Here is a 17,144-nt window from a genome sequence, read left to right as displayed (position 1 = left end):
GGAACTGCTCACCGTATCGTTTTCAAAATCCCACATCTCGCCGGTAGAACGATTTCTCCAGCCCGCCAGGGTATATCCCGTCTTGGTAGGCGTCGGCGCATCTACCGGATCGATCTTACCGTCCACGATGACCCCATGCCGGTTATCCCTATACTCGTCGCCATTTTCATCGTAGAAGTAGACGATGCTCGCATCAGCCCATTTGAGAGTCTGACCGTCAATTCTAAATGTCTCAAATATAGCTCCGGAAACAAAGTCCTTTAAATTGGGCGTTAATCCAGCCGCATACTCCACAGCAACAATATCAAATATGTTGTTGCTGCGTGTGACCTCAATGGGATTCACCGGATCGAACTCTCCCACGACTTCAATAACGTAGCCATCTTCATAGTCGTTTTGGAAGAATACATCACCTGCAATTTCCGGACTGCCACTTAATTGGAGCGAAGGATACGCAGCGCTCCCATTATATCCATAAAGAGTGATCGCACTGCCCATTTTCTCATTTGTAGCCACATTTTCTTTAATAGTACCGCCAGAAATCCGGATAATTGTGTCTGCGTTATAATAATATCCGAAGATTCCAGCACCTGTTCCATCGATAGCGGTGTTGCCGATAATCGAACCGCTCCTCATCTCAAACTGCGCGGGGGCCGTTATGCCTTGTACATAGACACCACCGCCGTAATAATCTGACTCGTTCTCGGTAATAACAGCACCATCTAAAACTGCCGATGCGGCAATTACGGCCACACCTGCTCCTTGCGCTGCAAAGTTGCCTTTGATCTGACCGCCGTTTAATGTCAAAGTACCTCTCTCAGAGAGAATGCCGCCGCCTATGTCTGCAGTGTTGTTGGAAATCTCGCCGCCGTTAATCACGGTGGTGCCGCAGCTGCAAATTCCTCCGCCGCCAAAGCCATCAGTGGTGGAATTGCTCTTGATCGCGCCGCCATTCATGGTAAGGTAACTGTTGTTATTCACGTAGACAGCCGATGTTTTGTTGTTCAAAATCTCAGTGCCATTTTCAATGGTCAGGGTTCCGCCATTTGTGACAAACAGGAGATAGCTACCATACGCGACTTCCACATTTCCACCGTCAATGGTGGTATTCCTTAAGGTCAACTTCCCATTGGATCCGTCAATTGAGATCAGCTTCCCGTTAAAACTATCGGCACGTTTGATGGTCGCACCATTTACAGTAAGGGAAGAATCCACCGTTACCGTACCGCAGATATAGATAACGCCGTCGTCCGCTACCAGGTTCAGTGCATGTTCCAAGGTCTTGACCGCATGCTCAGCGTCTGCGCCTGTGTTGGTGTCATCGCCGTTAATACCATCAACATAGACAGCATCTAGGCCTATTACAATATAATTTCCATCCCCATCTCTTTCTGTCGTTAAGCCTTCGGGTAAATAACCGCTTATATCATGACTAAAGGTACCGCCAGTAACTGTGATATCAGGCGTTGCTCCAGAGCCTTCACCAATAGCATTCCTTGTTCCCTCTAAAGTACCGCCAGTAACTTTCACCGTGGCGCTGTCATTGACCTGTACCGCCGTGCCGCCAGCAATTGTTCCACCGCTGATGTTGACCTGACTCTCCTCACGGGCCTGGATAGCATAACCATAACCACTGTCGGTGGTAATACTACCGCCAGTGACATTCAATTCTACCACGCCATAACCACTCTGAGTGGAAATCGCTGTACCTGTCTCTGAGTAAACTTCTGCATTTCCAGACACATTAATAACCGCGCCACTGTATGCTTGAATGGCTTGGCCTACATTCTGGATCGAACCGCCGCTGATGTTGATTTCAATTGCGCCGTCTTTTTTCCCACTTACATACATAGCAAGACGGTTTGTTTCCGAAGTGATCGTTCCGCCCTTAATATCAACTGTTACGTTCTCACTTCCACGAATGCCAAAGGTATTATCCGCATTAGCTGTCAGAGAACCTGCGTTGATTTCCACCTTTACATTGGCTGAGCTGTCGAAAATATCCACAGCGGCTCCTCGACTCGAAGTAATGCTGCCGCCATTCATGATAAAGGTAGAACCGCTCCACAGTTTAACAGGATAGGTACTATTGATGGCACCTGTTCCCTGTGAATCATTCAGTGTCAGTGAACCTCCGCTTTTAATATCAAACAACGGATTACTACTGTTTCCATTGCGGACAATCGAAAATCCACCAAGATCGAGAACCACTTCGTTTGTAATTCTAAACGAGGTATTTGCAGCGCCAATCTCAATGTCTCCGCTCAGAACAACTTCTCCACCGGTCGCAATGGCAGTCTGTAGCTCTTCTAGGGTGTTGACACCATCATTCGCCAACAGATTCACACTGTCGTCTGTAGGTTCAACCGGCACTTTTTCTTCTTTAGGGGCTTGGGCTGGCTCTTCCTCCACCACACAATCCCCCTCATGGCCATCTGCCAGGATACACCCCTCTGTGATCTGGCAAGGGGCGGTTTCGTCTGCCTGCGGATCAATCTCGATTGCCAGCGCAGTACCCGGCAACATCGTCAGTACCATCACCAGCACTAGGAATGCCGCAAGCATTCTGCTCAGTTTTGACTTTTTCATGCTCCTTTTTTCCTTTCTTTTTATTTTTATGAAAAAAACATAAAAGGCGCTTCTTACCCCTACTTAAACGGGCAGAACACACCTTCAGAAATTTCAATACTTTTGCTTTTAAAAAGGGATGGGACTATGTCGAACTTGTTAGAACACATATCTTCCGCCACCTTTTCAAACGAAACAAATATCTTCTCAGTCTCATATATTCTTTGCTTAATTCTACCATGGAGATTCTCATTTTTCAAGTGAAACCACGCTGGCTACGGTGTGATTCTCTCTTTGGATATATGATAAATAAATTTTACATTAACTTTATCTTGATTTACGGACATTTTGACAAAGCAACAGTAGAATAAATATTACATATTGCATAATGGGACAGATATTGTTTTTAAGAAGACGGTAACAGGAGAGTGTTTTTATGAAACGGATTATCGCTTTGCTGCTCTTAGTTCCTGCTTTGCTCATGTCATGTACAGGCTGTTATTTTGAAGACAGCGATGACGGAGGGGCAGATACAGTTTTGGGCAACGGCCGTTCTGTATTGCGAATTGTTTCTGGTTCTGAAAACGCAGAATTAGAGCCTATTCTTGAAAAATTTGCACAAAAAGAAAATATTCGCATTGAGATGACCTATCTGGGTTCTTTAGACATTATGCGTCTTTTAAGCGAAGACAATATCCCTTATGACGCTGTATGGCCTGCCAGTAGTTTATGGTTAACGGTCGGCGACACAAACCACCGGGTCAAACATACAGAGTCGATATCAATTACCCCTGTGGTATTTGGCATCCGTAAAAATCTGGCAGAAAATCTGGGGTTTATAAATCAAGAGGTATCAGTAAATGATCTATTGAAAGCTATTCAAAATGGATCGCTCAGTTTCTGTATGACTAGTGCGACCCAGTCTAATTCTGGTGCTAGCGCTTACATTGGATTTCTATATGCACTTTTAGGAAATCCAGAGGTCATCAATTCAGAGGATTTACAAAGTGAAAGCTTAAAAAATCAAATGCGTGACCTACTCTCCGGTGTCGATCGTTCTTCTGGAAGTTCAGATTGGCTAAAAAATATGTTTTTGGAAGGCAATTATGATGCTATGGTCAATTATGAATGCTTGATTATCCAGGCCAACGAGGAGCTAGAGGCCCGCGGTGAGGAACCGTTGTATGTGGTCTATCCTTATGATGGGCTTTCCTTGGCGGATTCTCCACTGGGATATGTGGATCACAACGATGATAAGAAAGAAACTGCGTTTTTAAAGCTCCAAGAATATCTTCTCTCTACAGATGTGCAGAATGAAATTCAGCGTACTGGACGTCGTTCGAGTTACACCGGGGTATCTGAGGAAAACAAAGACATATTTCGGTCGGATTGGGGACTACAACCTGATCGCGTGCTTTCGCCTATCAAAATGCCGGCAGCAGATGTATTGTTTGAGTGCTTAAATCTGTATCAGACCGATTTTAAAAAGCCTTCTCTTAACATCTACTGCTTGGATTATTCAGGCAGTATGAGCGGTGACGGCAACGAACAGTTGGTAAAAGCTATGGAGCAATTGCTCATTCAAGAAAACGCCGCTAAAAACTTTCTCCAAGCCTCTAAAAATGAGGTTAATATCCTAATACCTTTTAATAGTGGTGTTATTACTACTTATACAGCTACCGGTGCCGGAGACGAATTAGAAGCGCTTTATGAAAAAGTAAAAAATCAGCCTGTAGGGGGTGGCACCAATATGTATGCGGCAGCAGTTCAGGGGCTGAAAATGCTACAGGATTTCGACTTATCTCAATATACCCCCGCCATCATTCTACTGACCGATGGGCAATCAGGCGGCTCCATCTACGATTTCGAATCTGTATATACACAGTTGGGGAAAGAGATTCCCGTCTTTTCCATTATGTTTGGAGACGCCGATGAAGATCAGCTAGAAGAATTGGCGCAATATACCAATGCCCGGGTATTTGATGGACGCGACAACCTGACTGAGGCATTCCAAACCGTAAAGGGGTATAACTGATGAAAGATACCTCAAGGATGCTGATTTCCACTATAATTGCGGCAGCACTTTTTCTTCTGATGTTTTTGTTGCTAAAATGGAATTTGATCTTCTGTATTCTGTTATGTATCGGCGTATATTTTGGCTTGTTCCTTCTTTTGAAGCCTAATCAAAAAATTGCTGGTATCTCCATTGAGTTTATACCCGAAGAAGAGGAAATTCGAAAATTATTAGAAGACGCTCAAGCTGATTTTATTGAGATTGACAGCGCAATTAAATCCATCTCTGACTCTTCTGTTAAAGTAGATGCTCAGACATTGTATGATACTGGCAAAAGGATTCTTTTATATCTTAAAGAAAATCCTACGAAGATCAATTTGGCACGTCGTTTCTTTACCTATTACTTGGACACAGCAGCTAAACTTCTCCGCCGGTATGTAGATTTGCAAAATACAAAACTACATGCAGAGAAGGTAACAACAATTCTCCAAAAGACGGCAGAAGCGCTTCCAGTGCTTAATAGTGCTTTTGAAAAACAGTTCACCCATCTGATGGAGGGAGAGCTTCTCGATGTGGAAGTCGACATTGAACTTCTGAAAAACGCCTTGGAAATGGAGGATTGAAAATGAAAACAAAGTTACTCGGATTGGGCATCCTAGCCATCGTTGTAATATCCGCCATTGTTTATGTATGGTACAGCAGCGGTCAAACAATTACAGAGATCCATGGCTATGTGGGTGGTGAAAAAATTGGCTTGCTAGAAGATGAAGAAATTCAGAATCTTTTGAAAGATAGGTATAAATTAGCCATTGATTACACAAAACTGGGTTCCATTGACATGATCACCGCCGATGTTGAAGGAAAGAATTTTTTGTTCCCCTCCAACCAGACGGCATTGGAACTTTATGAACAGGCAAACGGTGAGCCAGTGAAAAGTGAAATTATTCTAAATACTCCTATTGTATTATATACTCGCAGCGCAGTAGCCCAGGCGATGATTGCTGAAGGAATTGTTAGTATATCAGACGGCATCTATTCAGTAGATATGAAAAAACTGGTAGAAGCCATTGAGTCCGGAACAACTTGGGAAGAAATTGGGCTTTCGCAACTTTATGGTAGTATTTCGGTAGGGACCACCGACCCTACCAAATCAAATTCCGGTAATATGTTTGCCGGGCTTTTAGCTAACACCCTTTGCAATGGTGTAGCTGATGAGAATAACCTTAATGAAATTCTCCCCAGGTTGCAAAATATCTTTCAGAAACTTGGATATATGGAAAGCTCTTCATCAGATCTATTTGATCAATTTTTAAAAACAGGCATGGGCGCTAAGCCCTTGATTGCTGGATACGAGAACCAGCTCCTAGAGTTTGCCGTAAACAATGCCGAAGTATGGGAACAGGTAAAAAAAGATATTGTTATGCTCTACCCAACGCCTACCGTCTGGTCATCTCATGTGTATATCTCTTTGGATGAAAGCGGGAATGTCGGAATCGATGCCTTACTGGACGAGGACATTCAACGTATCGCTTGGGAAAAACACGGATTTCGTACCGGGGTATATGATGTCCCCACTGGAGCCGAAAATTTCGGCGTGTCCGGACTGGCTGAAGAAATCACCCAGGTAGCGCCAATGCCGGATGCCAATACAATGGAGCAGATCATTCAGGCTCTTCAGTAAAAGTAAAACATATTAATTACCTAAAAAATTGCTCATGTCATTTTTTAAGTATTACACCCGTTTCAAAAAATATCGTTCTTGATGGTTTCGAAATTATAGACAAAAGCCGCGGAAAACCCGCGGCTTTTTGTAATTTTTAATATATCTCAGCCCTTTAGTTTTACAGCCGTCCCATAGGCCATGACCTCGGAACAGCCCTGCATAATAGAAGAGGTGGAAATGAGCAATCCCACAATGGCGTCGGCGCCCAAGGCCTGGGCCTGCTGCACCATGCGGCTGATGGAGATTTCCCTTGCCTGGTCCATCATTTCGGTGTAGTCCCTGATCTCGCCGCCTACCATGCTTTTAAATCCCGCCATGAAGTCTTTTCCGATATTTTTCGACTGCACGACGCTGCCTCGAACCAGGCCGACCACCCGTTCAATTTCCATTCCCGGAACCGTGTGTGTTGTCACAATAATCATTTCTGCACCCCTTCGATCATGATTGCGGCCATCTTCTACAGCCACAGCCCTATTGTAACAATGACAAAGGCCGCTGTCCATTGGACTTTGGTCACAATTTGGTTACTTTTCTTTTTTCTGTCCAAACTTGTATTCTGTGCCCGCAATAATCCGCTTGATGTTCTCCCGATGGAGATACAGCACGATCAGTCCAATGAGGGCGGCGAACAGGGTATTAATCAGGGCAGGTTCTCCCGTTACCCGCAACACAATATAGGTGACAATGGGGTAGGAAACGGCATCCACAATGGAGCCCAGGGACACCATTTTGGAAATGCCAAACGCGATGAGGAACTCTGCCAACAAAATCAGCAGGGTGATTGGGTTAATCACCAGGATAATGCCAGCGGAGGTCAGCACACCCTTTCCGCCTTTAAATCCAAAGTAAATCGGATACATATGGCCGAGAAGGGCAAACAGGCCCGCTACATAGGCCCCGTCAAAAGAGGTAACCCCAAATAGAGAGAAGAAAAGCCTGCCCAGCAGCACCGCTACAATTCCCTTGCCAAAGTCACCTAGGAGGGTCAACGCTGCCGGTATCTTGCCGAAGTTGCGAAGCACATTGGTCATCCCAGCGTTGCCGCTGCCATAATCCCGCACATCTTTTTTGGAGTACAGCTTGCTGACAATCACCGCAAAGCTAATGCTCCCGATTAGATAAGCACAGACAGCCGAGGCCAAAATCGCCCAGAAAGTATTCATTAAATCGCCCTTCCTTCTTCGGACATATCCGTCCGTTGCATTGGTTTCCGGTCTATTTATCTCCCCTCTCCCGCACAATCATGCGGATGGGGGTACCGTCCAGCTGGAACGTCTCCCGGATCTGATTCTCCAGATAACGCTGGTAGGAAAAGTGGAACAGCTCCGCCCGGTTGACAAAGCAGACAAAGGTGGGCGGCTTGGTGGAAGCCTGGGTCATGTAGTAAATCTTCAGCCGCTTTCCTTTGTCCGACGGCGGCTGTACCCGGGCGGTGGCATAGGCCAGCATGTCATTGAGCATGCCGGTGGTAATACGCATGGAATTCTTTTCATGGACGTGCCGGATGAGATCGTATAGTTTCTCCACCCGCTGTCCTGTCAGCGCGGAAATGAAGAGGAACGGTACATAGGACATAAAGCTGAAATCGTTCTCCAGCTTCTTTTTAAATTCGTTCATGGTGTTTCCGTCTTTTTCCACCGCATCCCATTTGTTGACCGCTACAACACAGCCTTTACCCTGTTCATGGGCATAGCCTGCCACCTTGGAATCCTGCTCGGTAAAGCCAACGGTGGCGTCGATGACGATCACCGCCACATCAGCCCGATCCACCGCCATATAAGCCCGCAGAACGCTGTAACGCTCCACCGCTTCTTCCACCTTGCTCTTGCGGCGGATGCCGGCGGTATCGATAAATACATATTTGCCGTGCTCGTTTTCTATGACTGTATCTGTGGCGTCTCGGGTGGTTCCCGCAATATTAGAAACAATGACCCGTTCCTCCCCTGCAATCCGGTTGATGAGGGAGGATTTTCCCACGTTGGGCTTTCCGATCACCGCCACCTTGATATAATCATCCCCATATTCCTCTTCCTTATCAAAATCCAAATGCTCAAACACCGCGTCCAACAGATCACCGGTGCCGTGACCATGGACAGAGGAAACAGGATAAGGATCTCCCAAGCCCAGATTGTAAAACTCGTAAAAATCCGGGGAAACTTCTCCCAGAGAATCGCATTTGTTGACGCACAACACCACAGGCTTGCCGCTTTTTTGCAGCATCATGGCGATGTCCGCGTCGTTGGCGGTCACACCGGATTTCAGATCCACCACCAAGATGATAACATCTGCCTTTTCAATGGCAAGCTGCGCCTGCCGCCGCATCTGCGAAAGGATCACATCATCGGTTCTGGGCTCGATGCCTCCGGTGTCCACCAGCATAAACTGCTGGCCCCTCCATTCGCACTCGGAATAAATCCGGTCCCGGGTGACACCTGGGGTGTCCTCCACAATGGATAGACGCTTTCCGATCAGTTTATTAAAAAGGGTGGATTTGCCCACATTAGGCCGGCCCACCACTGCTACCACTGGTTTTGCCATAAATGCCTCCTTACTGCCTGGAAAGGCACTCTGTTTTCCCCCATACCGCAAAATTTCACAGTATGAGAGTTTGTTCGCTCACCATATTTTCTATTCATATGCCGACTTTTCCCCCAAAAGGGCATCGACAAAATCATGGCCGTCATTTTCCACCAGGCGGACGGTAACGCCCAAAGCCTGCTCCACCTCTTCCACCGTCTGATCATCCAAAAAGCGGTCCTTCTCATGGCGGAGCATCACCGCCGGGATGAGGAGGGTATCGCCCAATTGTTTTCCCCGGAGCTGGTCGACAAGATCGGTAGCTGTCACCAAACCTGCCACCGTGATACTTTCCCCAAAATAACGATTGACAATGGGGACAACCTGCACCCTTACATCCGGGAACACCCCAGCTACCTTATCCACCATCTGCTGGATAAAAGGGCCGGCTCCCGTGCCGGTAGCTAGGGTGCAAAGCTTCCCGCTTCCCCGGCGTCCATCAGGATTTTGAAGCTCAAAGTCGATTTCGTTTTCCAGAGAGGCAAAAAGGCCTACCCCGTTTTCCAGCTGGTCAAATTCTCCATAATAGTCGGCGTCCGGCATGGGCCACTGGGCTTTGAGATAAAATTCATCGGCAGGATAGCACAGCCGGCTGCCAAGACGCCTCTCGTATTGATCGCCAAAGGCATTGACCGTCTCGATGACCTGTCGCGCCCCCTCTTTTGTATATCCCTCCAAGGGGTAAAGCCCTTCCCGGAAACGGGTCAATCCCACAGGGACACAGGCAATACTCTGCACCCCCGGATACATTTCTCCCAAATCCCGCAGACTTTTTTCCAGATAAGGGCCGTCGTTGATGCCGGGACAGAGAACCAGCTGGGTGTTGACCTTGATTCCTGCCTCGCATAAGAGACGAATATATTCCAGGGAATCCGCGGCCTTGGGATTTTTCATCATCTGCACCCGCAGCTGCGGATCGGTGGTGTGGACGGAGATGTTGATGGGACTAATCCGCATCTTGATAATCCGATCAATTTCCTGGCGGCTGAGGTTGGTCATGGTGATATAATTGCCGAAAAAGAAGGAGAGCCGGTCATCGTCATCCTTAAAATACAGGGACTCCCGCATCCCCGGGGGCATCTGATCCACAAAGCAGAAGATGCACTTATTCTTGCAGCTGTGCTGCCGGTCCATCAGGTAGGTTTCAAATTCCAACCCTAGGTCTTCATATTCATCCTTGCGAAGGCGCACCATCCGCTCTTTGCCATCAGCCCGCTGCAGCAGGATCCGCAGCCGCCGTTCCGTCATATAAAAGCGGTAGTCCAGCACATCAGCGATGGGATGCCCATTAATTTCCAGCAATTTCTCCCCCGCTTCAATCCCATGTCTCTGGGCGGGAGAGCCTGACTCCACCTGTTTAATCCATACTCCCATACAAAAAGCCTGTCCTCATTCCCTTTTTGCCCCGATTCGTTACTTTTAGTATACACAATCTCTGGGCCGATGAAAATAGATATCTTACATGATCTTTTTATTTTTGCCCGAAAATCAAAAGAACAGGGAAGGAATCCTCCTCCCCTGTTCTTTGAGGAAACTCACTACGCTTCCTTTTTGATAACCTCTCTGCCCTTATAGAATCCGCAGTTGCCGCAAACTCTGTGGGCCAGTTTCAGCTCACCGCACTGTGTGCATTTGGAAAAAGCGGGAGCATCCATCTTCCATACATTAGAGCGTCTCTTATCGCGTCTTGCTTTGGAAACCTTTCTCTTTGGTACCGCCATGCTCAGCACCTCCTTAACCTGCGAAATCACGACGAAACATCGTCACTGTCAAATGAAATAATTATTGAAGTAGCTTTTTTAAAGCTGCAAGGCGAGGATCAGACTCGGCCTGATCACAGCCGCAGTCTTTTGTGTTTCGATTTGTTCCGCATTGGGGGCACAACCCCTTACAGTCCTCCCTGCAAAGAATCTTAGTGGGAAATTCCAGCAGGATATCCGACTGCACCAGCTCGTCCATGGCAAGTGTTCTGTCTTCCACCAGGAGAAACTCATCGGAGTATTCTCCCTCCACATGGCTGACCAGAACATGTTCAAATTCCATTGCAAAGGGACGGATCACCGGTTCCAGACATCTGTCGCATACGCCGTCATACACAAACTCAGCAGTATAGCGAAGCGTTACCAAACCCGCGCGGTTTCGAATCTCCCCGCGGACAGCGACAGGTGTTTTCAGCGGACACATTTGTCCCAGCTCCCACCCGGAAAGGTCTAGCTCATAGTCCACTTTTAGAGCTTCGCCCTCCACATCAAAGAGCTGTTTTAGATCAATTAACATAGTTCACCTCTTGTGCCACGGAATCTATTATAATATTCTGCCGAGGGTTTGTCAACGGAAACTTGGGCTTTTTTCCGATTTCTTTGCCCTTTTCTCCTTCTCCGGCCTCTGCACAGATCTATCTTTTAAACCAGGCGTTTGATCAGGTCCTCTTTTTCGCCATAGAGCATGTCGATGACCGGAATCTCGATCATGGTATAGCAGCCAGGAGCCTGTTTCATACCGGCACGGGCGACGGCCACCAGGATCTGGGCGGTGAGGGCAGGATTGTTAATCTTCATATCAAACTCGAACAGCTGATTCTGGGTGGTGCCGGACACGCCTTTGCGGGTCATATGGACACCGTGTCCCTTATCCAGGAGGGCATCCACACTGTCAACTGCGATAACATGGGTCTCATCGTTGACAAAATAGGGATCCGCTTTGATCCGGGCTGCCACATCCTCATAAGCATACCCATCCTTCAGTTCAATATACACCATCCGGCGATGGATGCCGGTGCCCAGGGGAATGGTCATAGACAGCGCCGCTTTCACTCCCTCAATGGCCTTGACGGCGACAGTATGGCCCATACTCATACCAGGGCCAAAGTTGGTGTAGGTGATGCCTTTGGGAGCCGCTGCTTCTAACAGTGCCCGCACCATGGAATCAGAACCCGGATCCCAACCGGCAGAGATAATGGAGGTTTTTCCGTGTTCTTTTGCTACGGGATCAAGCTGGCACTTTAAGTCCCAAATGTTGGTGTGGATATCGAAGCTGTCCACCGTATTCATGCCCAGCGCCAGATATTTTTTTGCCTCCTCCGGCACCGAGCGGGTAGGTGTGCACAGAAATGCCACATCCGGCTTTTCAGGCAGCTTGTTGACGTCGTCCACCACAGGGATATCTCTCAATTCTGCCGGCTGCTCTCCGGCGGCGTTTCTGCGCACAATCCCCACCAGCTGAAAATCGGGAGCCGCATACAAGGCCTCCAATACCGACTTACCAATATTACCGTAGCCTACAATGACTGCTTTGAACATGATCAGTTCCTTCCTTTCGCCACACCATCCGGTGCAAAATTTCAGGTATCCATCTTTCCCCTTTGTCTCTTTAAGGGTAAAGATCCGGATACCACTCCCCAAGGGATTCCGGTTTTCAATATACCCCATCCCCTCTGGCCCGTCAAGAGAATTTCGCGGTGAAACTGCAAAAAAGGAGCGAAACCTATGGGTTTCGCTCCTTTTCCTCGGAGTAGCGGGACAGTCCATCCTTAGATGATGAACTTTGTAATGGAATCGGGAATTTCTGATTTGTCGCAGGAAACGGTAAAGATCAGGTTCACATTCTGGCCATGGAGGCTTTCCAGCTTCTCCACCATAGCGGCGAAAGCAGCAAGATCGCGGCCTACAATTTTGAGGGTTGCATCGATGCACAGATCGGTAATGTCATAGTTGCCGGCCAAAAGCCCGCACAGGAAGCCATAAAAGGCATCGCTGCCGCTGACATTATAGTCGTCAATATCAATAAGACGAACCTTCATATCCAGGTCGTAGGTAAGTTTCAGTCCTTTTTCAATGCATACCACATTGCCATTGGAGGTCTGCGCAGCTTCATTGACCATATGAATCAATGTCTTTGTTTTTCCGGAACCCTTATTTCCAACGATTAGCTTTATCATGTGAAATTCCTCCCTTTAAAATGGACGAGGACGCCCATTTTTTTACAGTGTCATTTTTTACTTCTTAGCCCAGATTTTACCTTAACTTAATGAAAATCAAAGCTTCTTTTCATAACCATACAATATTGGGCCCATCTTGTCAAATTATTTCAGCTTTTCAAGGAGCTCTCCCTGCAAATCCTCGTAACCGGGCTTGCCAAGCAGGGCAAACATGTTCTTTTTATAGGCCTCCACGCCCGGCTGGTTGAAGGGATTGACCCCCAGCAGATAGCCGGAAATAGCGCATGCTTTCTCAAAGAAGTAGATCAGATAGCCAAGCTCATGTTCATCCATACCGCCCACTTCCAGCACCATGTTGGGAGCGCCGCCCTCTGTGTGGGCCAGGATGGTGCCTTCAAAAGCCTTCTGATTGACCACCGACATGTTCTGCTCCGACAGGAAGTTGAGCCCGTCAAAGTTGGCCGCATCCGGCTGGATGTACAGATCAGACTGTGGCTTTGCGAAATGGACCACTGTCTCAAACAGGATCCGGGAGCCATCCTGAACAAATTGACCCATAGAGTGCAGATCGGTAGAGAAGGTAACCGATGCGGGGAACAAACCCTTGTGGTCCTTGCCTTCACTTTCGCCAAAGAGTTGCTTAAACCATTCGTTCATCATGGTAAAGCAGGGCTCATAGGTGACCAGAAGCTCCACAGATTTGCCTTTGCGGTACAGGCAGTTGCGCAACGCCGCGTATTTGTAGCAGTCATTCTTTGCAAGATCGGTGTCGCACAGGGCGTCCTGGGCCTCCTTGGCGCCGGCCATCAGCGCGTCAATGTCGCATCCAGCTACGGCGATGGGGAGAAGTCCCACTGCCGTCAGCACCGAGAAACGGCCTCCCACGTCATCGGGGATGACGAAGGTCTCATAGCCCTCTTTGTCAGAAAGCTCTTTCAGCGTTCCCCGAGCCTTGTCGGTGGTAGCATAAATCCGGCTCTTTGCGCCTTCCTTACCATATTTTTTCTCCAGGAAGTCCCGGAAAATCCGGAACGCCAGAGCAGGTTCGGTGGTGGTACCGGATTTGGAGATGATATTGACGGATACGTCTTTGTCTTTACAGATGGAAAGCAGGTCATTAAGATAAGAAGGACTGATGCTGTTGCCAGCAAAATAGATGTCCGGCGTATCCTTCTTTAAGTTGTTGTAAAGTGGGGATTTGAGAAACTCGATGGCTGCCCGGGCCCCCAGATAGGAACCGCCGATGCCGATGACAACGAGGATATCGCTATCCTTTTTTATCTTTTCCGCCGCGGCTTTAATGCGGGCAAATTCCTCTTTGTCATAGTCTGTGGGCAGGGTAAGCCATCCCAAGAAATCATTGCCAAGTCCTGTCTTTTCGTGGAGTGTGCGGTGGGCCGTTTCTACCTGAGCCTGCATGCCGCACAGCTCATGATCCATGATAAAACCCTTCAGATGTTTCGTATTTAAAGTGACAGCCATTTGACTTCCCCTTTCTGCTTTTCCGTCGATTTTTATACCGATACCATCCTTTAGATGGTATACTTTATTTTACTCTATCAGGTCATATTTTTCAAGTATTGGATTTCACTTCGATATATTTTTGTTGAGTTTTCACATATTTCTAGAGCGATTATCCAACCATGGCTTTAAAAAGGATGCACAGTGCTCTCGGAAGAGTCATTTTTTCCACACTTTGGCTCGCCACCATAGGGTAAGTGAGGATTTCCTCTTCCCCCAGCTTGACAATCACCCTCCCTACCGTCTGCCCCTTTTCCACAGGAGCGCTGACCTGTGGCATCAATTCGATCTCCTGGGTGATCTCCTGGGATCTCCCTTTCGGCAGCACCAGTGGTTCGGGAGGCTGTGGTTCCACCGTTACCTCGTTCTCCACGCCTCCTGTCACCTTCACCGGGGTTTCCGCGCTCATAGGCTGGATATTTGCCAGCTCATAGTTGGCAAAGCCGTAGTCCAACAGCTTTTTTGCCGTATAAAAACGTTCATCACTGGTAGCGCTGCCCAAAGTCACTGCAATGAGGGTCATCCCATTTCGGGTGGCGGAAGCAGACAGGCAGCTGCCGGCTCCATCGGTGGTACCGGTTTTCAGCCCTGTGGCCCCATCATAGTAGCGGATCATTTTATTGGTGTTGACAAGCTGGGTTTCTCCGCCCCGGAGAGAGTCCATCCAGATGGTAGTATACTCCAAGATTTTGGGGTGCTTGAGTAGTTCCATGGACATAATGGCAATATCCCTTGCCGTGGACAGATGCCCCTCGGCATCCAGACCATTGGTGTTCTTAAACACCGTATTTTTCATGCCAAGTTCCTGCGCCCGCTGATTCATCATCGCCACAAATGCTTCCTCGCTGCCAGCCACATATTCAGCCAGGCAGGTGGCGGCGTCATTGGCGGAGGAAACCGCCGTTGCTTTGAGTAGGTCGTGTACACTCATCTGTTCATTGGGCTCCAGCCATATCTGGCTTCCCCCCATATCCGCCGCATGTTGGGAGCAGATGACCATATCGTCTACCGTGATCTTTCCCGCGTCAATGGCTTCCATGACCAGAAGCAGGGTCATAATTTTGGTGATGGAGGCGGGAGGATATTGCTCATCCGGGTTATAGGAATACAGGACCTCCCCGGTAGACTGCTCCAGCAAGATCACCGACTTAGATCTGATATCCACTGTACCCTGGTTTGGATTGTCTTCCTGGCTGGACTGGACGCTCCCCTGTGGTTTCTGATTCTCCTGGGTGGTTTCAGGGGTGCTCTCTCCACCAGGCGCAACCGTTGTGGTCGTGGGGGCCACTGTTTTCTCATCCTCTCCAGCGGCATAAGCCGCTGGGGAAAACACACCGATACAAAGAGCGCATATCAAAAGACAAGCCGCTATACGAGATTTCACCTTCATCACCGCACCTCCGCTGCATAGGAAAAACCGGGCACTGGGTTCATAACCGCTGCGCCCTAGCTGAAAGCCGTCGCCATCTGTCTCTATAAGGATGGCCCGCTTTTCTTCATTTAGTACATGTTTATGCGGAGAATGTCACGATATGCGGCCTTCGGAAAAACAAAAAACCATACCTTTGGAAGACGCTTCGTAAAGAAGTTATCACCCAAATTTCTTGACTTGTTTGGATTTGGATATCAAAATCCGATGCTCGCTATTCTTATGGATTTGCTGAAATAATCGGCATACAATTTTTTTAAAGGGAAATAACCGAATGATTTTTAAAAAATCATTCGGTTATGTATTAATATCTTCAGTTGTTAATAGATAAAGGCAAATTTATGAAATCCACCAAACTCCCTCTACCGATTTATTTAAGCAACCAATCTCTTCTGAGAGAGTATTGCCTGCAAAATCTTTTATAATGATGCGATTGTAGTATTTATATGCATCCGTTGCACGATCATTTTTATCATCCCAACCTTCTTCTACCCATGTCTCTAAATAAACCTTGCCATTTTCTATTAAAATTACCGATTCATGCTCATTAAGTGGAAATGAGATTTTATCCGGATAGTAGCACTGAAAACCTTCTTCTGAATCTTGGCTGATAATATAGAGCGGATTACCAATGATCATTAGATTATATAAGTTCACTTCCCCCATGTTTAATTCCGTGACCTTTTCCAGAACTTTTTCCGGGATATATCTGTATAAGGTTACTTTCTTATTGTCGTAATCACCTTGCAAAAAGTATAGAAACCCTTCTATGTATACGGGATCGCCATAAATAATATTTCTTTTTTTATCAAAAGGTTTATATACATTCCCACTATGAAAATCATAAATTAGTAATTCCGAACCTTGATATCCTCCTCGTTCAGCCCACTTAATCAAGTCATACAAATCTTCAAAATCAGATTGAGAATATCCAAATCTATCTTGCCCATAGATTTTTTCTATGTATCTACCTTCAATCCTATTGAATTTCTTTATCACTTTATGCCCTCCTGAAATTGAAATTCATATGTCGAATATACAAGTAAAGTAAAAATATCGGCAAGCGTATTATGTAAAACCAAAGGGAGAAGCTACTTCCCTATGTAGCCTCTCCCTTGCAGGTCTATTTTTCTTCGTGATTTATGCCGCAAATTTTTTAATCTCATCCAGGAACTTGTCGCAGTCGGTAGCATGAATGTTGAGTTTGATGGACTTGGACAAATCCAGGCTGAAGATACCCATGATGGATTTAGCGTCAACAATGTGCCGGCCGCTAACCATGTCCACATCAAAGTCATACATGTTCACGATTTTCACGAATTCCTTTACATCGTCAATGGATTTGAGCGCGATTGTGATCTCTTTCATACTGTCT

At 47.1% G+C, this 17,144-nt stretch carries 16 protein-coding genes; 3 read left to right on the top strand and 13 right to left on the bottom strand.

Features of this window, described 5'->3' with window-relative positions; all coding sequences use genetic code 11:
• Positions 1–2,589: beta strand repeat-containing protein (locus tag ACZ25G_RS01650; RefSeq protein ID WP_463681318.1), on the bottom strand; the 2,589-nt coding region annotated here is incomplete at its 3' end.
• Positions 2,590–3,004: 415 nt separating this feature from the next.
• Between ACZ25G_RS01650 and ACZ25G_RS01645 the strand changes: the two genes are divergently transcribed.
• Genes ACZ25G_RS01645 through ACZ25G_RS01635 form a run of 3 tightly spaced genes read left to right on the top strand, consistent with a single transcriptional unit; the run spans position 3,005 to position 6,263 of the window.
• On the top strand, positions 3,005–4,603 hold the full coding sequence (locus tag ACZ25G_RS01645) for a substrate-binding and vWA domain-containing protein (protein WP_463681317.1): 1,599 nt from the start codon (positions 3,005–3,007) through the stop codon (positions 4,601–4,603).
• The gene (locus ACZ25G_RS01640) at positions 4,603–5,205 is read left to right on the top strand and encodes a 5-bromo-4-chloroindolyl phosphate hydrolysis family protein (protein ID WP_463681316.1); all 603 of its coding nucleotides are present in this window, start codon (positions 4,603–4,605) and stop codon (positions 5,203–5,205) included. The genes ACZ25G_RS01645 and ACZ25G_RS01640 overlap by 1 nt, the downstream gene beginning before the upstream one ends.
• Before the next feature lie 2 nt (positions 5,206–5,207).
• The gene (locus tag ACZ25G_RS01635) at positions 5,208–6,263 is read left to right on the top strand and encodes a hypothetical protein (RefSeq protein WP_463681315.1); all 1,056 of its coding nucleotides are present in this window, start codon (positions 5,208–5,210) and stop codon (positions 6,261–6,263) included.
• Between the two features lie 146 nt (positions 6,264–6,409).
• On the opposite strand, the gene ACZ25G_RS01630 is transcribed toward ACZ25G_RS01635, so the two are convergent.
• The 12 genes from ACZ25G_RS01630 to ACZ25G_RS01575 all read right to left on the bottom strand — a co-directional run bounded on the left by ACZ25G_RS01630 (position 6,410) and on the right by ACZ25G_RS01575 (position 17,137).
• Entirely contained in the window at positions 6,410–6,727 is a 318-nt protein-coding gene (locus tag ACZ25G_RS01630; protein WP_191482990.1) for a heavy metal-binding domain-containing protein, read from the bottom strand.
• A gap of 102 nt (positions 6,728–6,829) precedes the next feature.
• Complete coding sequence (gene plsY, locus ACZ25G_RS01625) at positions 6,830–7,468, bottom strand: glycerol-3-phosphate 1-O-acyltransferase PlsY (RefSeq protein ID WP_463681314.1); 639 nt, start codon at positions 7,466–7,468, stop codon at positions 6,830–6,832.
• 52 nt (positions 7,469–7,520) lie between these two features.
• Positions 7,521–8,843 (bottom strand): ribosome biogenesis GTPase Der, encoded by a 1,323-nt coding sequence (der, locus tag ACZ25G_RS01620; RefSeq protein ID WP_463681313.1) that lies wholly within the window; start codon positions 8,841–8,843, stop codon positions 7,521–7,523.
• 90 nt (positions 8,844–8,933) lie between these two features.
• Complete coding sequence (locus tag ACZ25G_RS01615) at positions 8,934–10,256, bottom strand: DUF512 domain-containing protein (protein WP_463681312.1); 1,323 nt, start codon at positions 10,254–10,256, stop codon at positions 8,934–8,936.
• 164 nt (positions 10,257–10,420) lie between these two features.
• Complete coding sequence (rpmF, locus tag ACZ25G_RS01610; protein WP_191509639.1) at positions 10,421–10,603, bottom strand: 50S ribosomal protein L32; 183 nt, start codon at positions 10,601–10,603, stop codon at positions 10,421–10,423.
• 61 nt (positions 10,604–10,664) lie between these two features.
• A complete protein-coding gene (locus tag ACZ25G_RS01605) occupies positions 10,665–11,159 on the bottom strand; it encodes a YceD family protein (protein ID WP_463681311.1) in 495 nt (164 codons plus the stop codon).
• A 125-nt stretch (positions 11,160–11,284) separates the two neighbouring features.
• On the bottom strand, positions 11,285–12,181 hold the full coding sequence (locus ACZ25G_RS01600; protein WP_463681310.1) for a diaminopimelate dehydrogenase: 897 nt from the start codon (positions 12,179–12,181) through the stop codon (positions 11,285–11,287).
• 230 nt (positions 12,182–12,411) lie between these two features.
• On the bottom strand, positions 12,412–12,819 hold the full coding sequence (locus ACZ25G_RS01595; protein ID WP_191482979.1) for a hypothetical protein: 408 nt from the start codon (positions 12,817–12,819) through the stop codon (positions 12,412–12,414).
• Positions 12,820–12,963: 144 nt separating this feature from the next.
• A complete protein-coding gene (locus tag ACZ25G_RS01590) occupies positions 12,964–14,301 on the bottom strand; it encodes a glucose-6-phosphate isomerase (RefSeq protein WP_191482978.1) in 1,338 nt (445 codons plus the stop codon).
• A 151-nt stretch (positions 14,302–14,452) separates the two neighbouring features.
• On the bottom strand, positions 14,453–15,730 hold the full coding sequence (locus ACZ25G_RS01585) for a D-alanyl-D-alanine carboxypeptidase family protein (RefSeq protein WP_463681309.1): 1,278 nt from the start codon (positions 15,728–15,730) through the stop codon (positions 14,453–14,455).
• Positions 15,731–16,108: 378 nt separating this feature from the next.
• On the bottom strand, positions 16,109–16,768 hold the full coding sequence (locus ACZ25G_RS01580) for a hypothetical protein (RefSeq protein ID WP_463681308.1): 660 nt from the start codon (positions 16,766–16,768) through the stop codon (positions 16,109–16,111).
• Positions 16,769–16,909: 141 nt separating this feature from the next.
• Positions 16,910–17,137, bottom strand: a complete 228-nt coding sequence (locus ACZ25G_RS01575) for an HPr family phosphocarrier protein (protein WP_191482975.1) — start codon at positions 17,135–17,137, stop codon at positions 16,910–16,912.
• Between the last annotated feature and the right edge of the window lie 7 nt (positions 17,138–17,144).

The organism is Zongyangia sp. (assembly GCF_965361945.1).
The sequence above is the reverse complement of the archived record's forward strand: the minus strand, read 5'-3'. Positions and strand labels throughout refer to the sequence as shown.